Source organism: Microcoleus sp. C2D2 (genome assembly GCF_036702495.1).
Lineage (GTDB): Bacteria > Cyanobacteriota > Cyanobacteriia > Cyanobacteriales > Microcoleaceae > Microcoleus.
This window is the reverse complement of record NZ_JAUBTO010000186.1, coordinates 1-6,333: the sequence shown is the minus strand read 5'-3', so window position 1 is coordinate 6,333 and position 6,333 is coordinate 1. Positions and strand designations below refer to the sequence as shown.

Sequence of the window (6,333 nt, the reverse complement as noted above, 5' to 3'; positions counted from 1 at the left end):
CTGTTCTTGAGAATGGTGCAAGATGTGAGTAATTCCACATTCCCCGACTCCCGACTCCCGACTCCCGACTCCCGACTCCCGATCGTCCCCGAAGGCGCAGCCAAAACTGTTGGCTTTCAATCATATCGTTTCCGGTTGCATCGGAATGATAAAGTCAAGGTCAATAATCCCACATTCCCCGACTCCCGACTCCCGACTCCCGACTCCCCATCATTCCGGTGTAACCGGAATTGATATCAATCGTCGGTGGCTAAGCTGTTGTGCATTTAAATTGTATATTTCGAGTCCCGATCAAAAATCGTCAAATCCTCTCCCCCTCTCCCCTTCACCCCCTCTCCCTCTCTAATACCATAGGCAATCTAGATGCAACACAGCTTACTCTTGGGGCGAGGGGCTCAAGGGCAATCTCAGAGTTATTGTAGTTCCTTGTTCCTCACCGGGACTTTCGGCTTGCACCGTTCCCCCGTGCAGTTCGACAAGATGGTACACTATCGACAAGCCCAATCCCAGCCCTTGATCCTTCTTAGTGCTGCTGGAATCTCCTTGGCGGAAACGATCGAAAATATACGGTAACAACTCAGGCGCAATCCCTTTTCCGGTGTCGGTGACTCGAACTTCAGCATGATTCTCGAGCTCCTGCATCACGACTTCCACTCGTCCCCCCGCCGGAGTAAACTTAATCGCATTAGACAGGATATTCCACAAAACTTGCTGCAAGCGATCCTGATCGCCTAAGACAGTTGCACAATTCAAATGCGAAACAATTTGAATGTTTTTTGCTTGGGCTGATAATTGAACCCCCTCCAGCGCAGCTTGCACCACTACCTGCAGATCGATCCAACGGGTAGTCAGTTGAAGCTTGCCGTTGGTAATCCGGGAAATATCGAGAAGATCTTCGATTAACTGAGATTGCGCCCTGGCGCTGCGTTCGATTACCTCTAGAGCACGATGAGTTTCTGCTTCCTTCAGTTTCCCCGATCGCAGGATTTGTGACCACGCCAGAATCGGAGTCAGGGGATTGCGCAATTCGTGCGAGAGATTCGCCAGAAATTCATCTTTAACTCGGTTAGCTTTTTCTGCTTGTTGGCGGGCTAACTGTTCCTGCTGCAAAAGCTGCGATCGCTCTGTCTCCAACCGCTTGCGATCGGTGATATCCTCGATCGACAACAGAATCATTGGAACCTGGTTTTCTCGTTCAACTTTACAAGCATTCAGCAGCATAGTTTTCTGCCCTAGCTGCTCAAACGAGTGCTCCAACTCAAAGTTTATAAGCTGAACATCACTAACCCGAACATCTTCCAAAAGCCGTCGCAATGTGGGGATATTCCACTGCCCGTTCTCTAGCTCAAACAGCGAAATATTCGCTATTTTTGAGGATGAAACCTGAAACGTTTCATAGGAGGATAAAACCTGAAACGTTTCATAGAACGCTCGATTTGCTTTTTTCACTTGCCAATCCACATTTAGCGCAACTAAAGGCGTTGGCACAGCTTCTACGATCGCCTCAGCATAATTTCGGGCTGACTCCAAGGTTCTAGCACTGCGTTTAAGAGCATCAATATCGAGCAAAAGTATTACCACACCGTCAATCACGTTTTCCGTTGTGCGGTAAGGATGAATGCGGAGGTTATACCAATATCCCGATAAAGTTTGAACTGCTTGTTCTTTCGAGTTGAGAGTCTCCATCACCTCCAATATCATTTGTTCCAAATCAGAAACCTCAAGAGCCGATCGGATGTCGCTAAAGGGTCGTCCAATATCTGTGGGAATCAGATTAAAAATTTTCTTCGCCGTTGGCGTAAAGCGTCGAATCTTTAAATCCTGTGCCAGCATTAAGACTGGGATCTGGATACTAGCCAGCAAATTTGTCAGATCGTTATTGAGCTGGCTTTGTTCAAAATATCGGCTGCGAAGTTCCTCGTTAGTGGTGCTGAGTTCCTCGTTAGCGGCTTGAATCTCTTCTTTGGCAGTTTCTAGCTCCTCGTTGGTGCTTTGCAATTCCTCGTTGCTCGATAGGATTTCTTCGTTGGCAATTTTGAGGTTTTCGTTGAGATTTTTCTGCTCGTGAATCAACGATTCCAGGTGTGATTGAGCCACTATTCTTGCTTGGTTAGCGGTGGCAAGTTCCTCCCTCAACCGCGTATTTTCAGGCTCTAAATCACATTTCGTGCAGATTTGAGAATTGAGGCTGCAGAAGTTGCCCGCCGTGGGTAAAACCTCTTCAAATACCACCAATAAATAGCGTGCTTCGACGGTGTGTGCCTGGAACGGTCTCACCTCAATATTGACGATAGTCGATCGCGCGCCTGCTTCTATAGATACCCCTTCTTTCCTAACGCTCTGGTTCTGCATTTGTGCCTGATAAATCGCGGTGCGAAGCTCAACAAGCAATTCTGCCCTTGCCATTGTCAGCAAATTTAAGTCCGGCGTTCCGGGTGCGATTCTCAAGTAAGGATAGATGTCTCCCCGCACTTGCAGGATTTTCATCTGCTCATCCACAACCACACCGGCTGGGCCATAGTGATTCAAAATCAGTTGGTCAGTTTCTCGCTCTAAGTCACACCTCTTGCTCAACCTTTCATTCACTTTTTGCCCTTCACCTTTTTTAACGGCGGGATAGGAGCTCGGCGTAAAGAATAAACTGGGAGGTTTTCCAGTCAACTTTTTTGCATAAATTTTAGACTTGTTATGCACTGAATCAAACAAGGATGAAAATCTGCCGGTACTCTCAGAAGTACCTAACATGAGAAAGCCTGTTGGATTAAGGCTGTAATGAAAAATCGGCAGCACTTTCTTTTGCAATGACTCTCCCAAGTAAATCAGCACATTGCGACAGGTAACTAAATCGAGATTGGCAAAAGGCGGGTCACTACTTAAGTCTTGTCGGGCAAATATACACAGTTCGCGGATGGCCTTGCAGATTCTATAACTACCTCCTTCTTGGAGAATAAAGAAGCGAGAACGTCGCTCTGGTGAAACGTCTATCATCTGGTTTTCTAAGTAGACGCCTGACCGAGCTTTGGAGATTGTCGCCTCGCAAATGTCCGTGGCAAAAATCTGGATCGGCGGCGGGATAACTCGATCGCCCAAAAACTCTAACAAGCAAATGGCGATCGAATAAACTTCTTCACCAGTCGAACATCCCGCCACCCAAATCCGAATCGGAGCATTTGCTGATTTATTTTGGGTAATCGCGGGGAAAACCAGCTCTTTTAACTTTTGAAAGGCTTCGCTGTCACGGAAAAAACTGGTGACGTGGATCAAAATTTCTTCATACAAAGCTTGGACTTCAGCCGAATTGTGTTGAAGGTGTTGGGCGTAATCATCCAAGAGTTCTACCTTGTACAATACCATCCGTCGCTGGATGCGTCGGTTCACGGTAGCCGGTTTGTACTGGCTGAAGTCAACGCCTGTGGTCGATTTCAGCAGCGCAAAAATAGTTGCCAGGGCATCTCCCTTTCCGGGCGATTCCTCAGCTTTTGTCAGGGGAAGCCTGCGATTGAAAAACTGACTGCGACTATAGTTTGCGAGTTCCTCGGCAATTTTTTGCGGTGGCATAACAAAATCGACATTGCCTGTCGCAACAGCGGTATTCGGCATACTATCGAATTTTGCCGTCTCTTCACATTGAGCATAAGTCATGCCTCCGGCTGCTTTGATTGCCATCAGCCCCAGCGAACCGTCTCCGTCTGCCCCGGATAATACTACCGCGATCGCTTTGTATCCGCGATCGACCGCCAAGGATGTCAAAAACGCATCTGCCGGCAGATATTTGCCATAAAGCTTCTCGCGGGGTGATAGTTGCAGCACGCCTTTAGATACCACCATCTTGGTGTTGGGCGGAATGACGTAGACTTGATTCGGCTCTACAGCTACGCCGTCTCGTACCTGATTAACAGGCATTGGGGTCGTTCTGGAGAGAATCTCGGCGAGGAAACTTTTGTGATCCGGGTCTAAATGCTGAATCAGCACAAACGCCATACCCGTATCGGCCGGCAAATGGCTGAGTAAGTCGGTGAATGCTTCCAAGCCTCCGGCAGAGGCCGCAATTCCGACAATGGGAAACTCGGCCTCGGTTTCAGGTAATTGTTCGATCTCGATCGAGCGGGAGGCGATCGATTCTGGTGTATTGTCTTGAGATAATTGATTAGAACTCATCGTGCGAAGTCCTGGACTTCAGTTATTTAGCAGCATGCTTATCTGGAAAGCGTAAGGCTTAGTAATTCGGACTATTTTCATCAGACCCTACTTAAGTTGTCGGCCTTGGGCAACTGCCTTAAGGATGAGCTAAACTGCTGGAGCCATTATCTGAGCGCGATCGAAGAACTCTATCTGCTGTTGTGGCGATCGCAACAATAGGGTGGCAATCACTAGGTATATTTGCTTAATTAGTTTCTTTGGGCGACCAGTGTACCAGAAAGTGCGATTACAGATTCCGTATTAATTCTAGCAGTATAAGCGATTTGGGCGCCTTGTATCCCCTTTAAATCTTCAACACGTTTGTGAATTTCGGACACTCCCGCAGCTTGTAATGCTGTTAAAAATCCTTGGTCGCTGTAAACATCTTCGGAAAACGAAACTTCGTCACTTTTAGAAAGATTTTGGATGCGGGCGGCTTTGTTGACTGTGGAACCAAAATATAGCCTTTCTCAGTAACATTAGGTACCCGACGTGCATAGGGCATAGGGCATAGGGCATCTGGCATACCTCACTTTCTTGAGAACCAAAATAGTCGATCTAATTATTAAGATTTACGAGCAAACCCGTACCTCGGTGAAGGCCTATTCTGACTTGAATCCACTCTGATTGGGGGCGAGTTAAATTGTACTCTCTGATATCAAATCCGTTAGCATCGGAATAGTAAATTCGAGTTGACTGTTGACGGTTGACTGTTCACGGCGTCAACAGTCAACCGTCAACAGTCAACCGTCAACATCATTCCGGTGTAACCGGAAATGATATGAAACTGGTCACAGCACCCACTGCCGCCATAATTGCTTGTTCGTTGCTGATAAAGGAAGCCATGACGGCATCGCCGATGGTTTTAATGATTTTACCGCCATATTTCTCGATCGACTCAAAGAAAATTTCAAAATGGTCGCGCACAATATTGTAAGCTTTGGTATCTCCCAGCGTTTCGTACATTCTGGTAGAGCCGGTAATATCGGTAAACATAATAGTAATCGCCCGAATCTTGACTCGCTCTCTTTCCGATATTACTTGCTCGCCGAACAAACGCTTATAATCCGGGTGATGAATCAATTGGATTCCTGACAGCCGCAGGGGCAGTTGTTCTAATTGCAATTCCTGGGGCAATTGCTCTGTATGCAAAATCAGCCCGGACAAATTGTGATCGGTATTAGTTAATTCTATCTTAACTTTTCCCGGACGCACGGTCAGCTCTTTTTTGTCAAAATCGCTGCCGGCTAACTGCTTGAGTTTAATTTCTTGTATCTCTTCTGTTTCTGGGCCTTCAACCTTTAAAATCCCTTTAGCTAAAGTCAGGGGACAGCAGTAGCGGTATCTACCTTGTTCTAAGGTGACAGTCTCGGATTCGGTGCAGTATAAAGGCGTTACCAGTTGCAGTTTGTTTTGGAGTACGGGAGGGGGAGCGCAGACGGGCCGCAGTTGCGGGTCTTCGATTTCTTTGTTCAGGGAAAAAGTAACTTCGACGCGATCGAGCAAATCAATTTTAAAGTCGCGCTCGCACATCGGGCAAAAGGACATTTCTGATGTGTCTGCCAAATCCTTGAATTCGTCTGTAATCATGTTGCAGTGCGGGCAGTGAATATCCCAGTGCAAGTCGAAGGCACCGGATTTGACTCCGTGCAGAAATTCCGAAGTAATTCTTTTAATATTCTTGACTGTATCCCCTGCTACGTAGTAAGGGTTAATCCGCAATCTCTGCAAAACGTGGGAACCCAGCAACCATTTTTCGATTTGGTCGATCGTTCCTTTGCTCGAATTGGGACGTTTTTTGAGCTGTTCTACTTTTTCTTTTAATAGTTCGATGTTCATTATCCACTTGCTTTTGAGCGTCAGGGCAAGAAATTGCTAAAGATTATGTTGTGTGATTGCCTCGTCTAGCTTGTTCTTGCCTGAGAATTCTGATGAGTTTGCACCTGTGCCGATGTCCCCGATGTTTATAAATCTTAACCAATTAGCAGCATCAAGGTCATGTCTATTTAGGCATAGGTATCGGCTACTTTGATTAATCCCAAGAGGGAGCGCTGCATCTGTCTGTAGTAAGATACTATAGTCATTAGTCATTAGTCATTAGTCATTAGTCATTAGTCATTAGTCATTAGTCATTAGTCATTAGTCATTAGTCAT

The 6,333-nt window shown here is 46.5% G+C and carries 2 protein-coding genes; both read right to left on the bottom strand.

Annotation, left to right across the window (positions count from 1 at the left end; all coding sequences use genetic code 11):
• Positions 1–375: 375 nt before the first annotated feature.
• On the bottom strand, positions 376–4,158 hold the full coding sequence (locus QUB61_RS34055) for a chemotaxis protein CheB (protein WP_333135316.1): 3,783 nt from the start codon (positions 4,156–4,158) through the stop codon (positions 376–378).
• Positions 4,159–4,935: 777 nt separating this feature from the next.
• Complete coding sequence (locus QUB61_RS34050) at positions 4,936–6,018, bottom strand: DUF5939 domain-containing protein (protein WP_333190325.1); 1,083 nt, start codon at positions 6,016–6,018, stop codon at positions 4,936–4,938.
• Between the last annotated feature and the right edge of the window lie 315 nt (positions 6,019–6,333).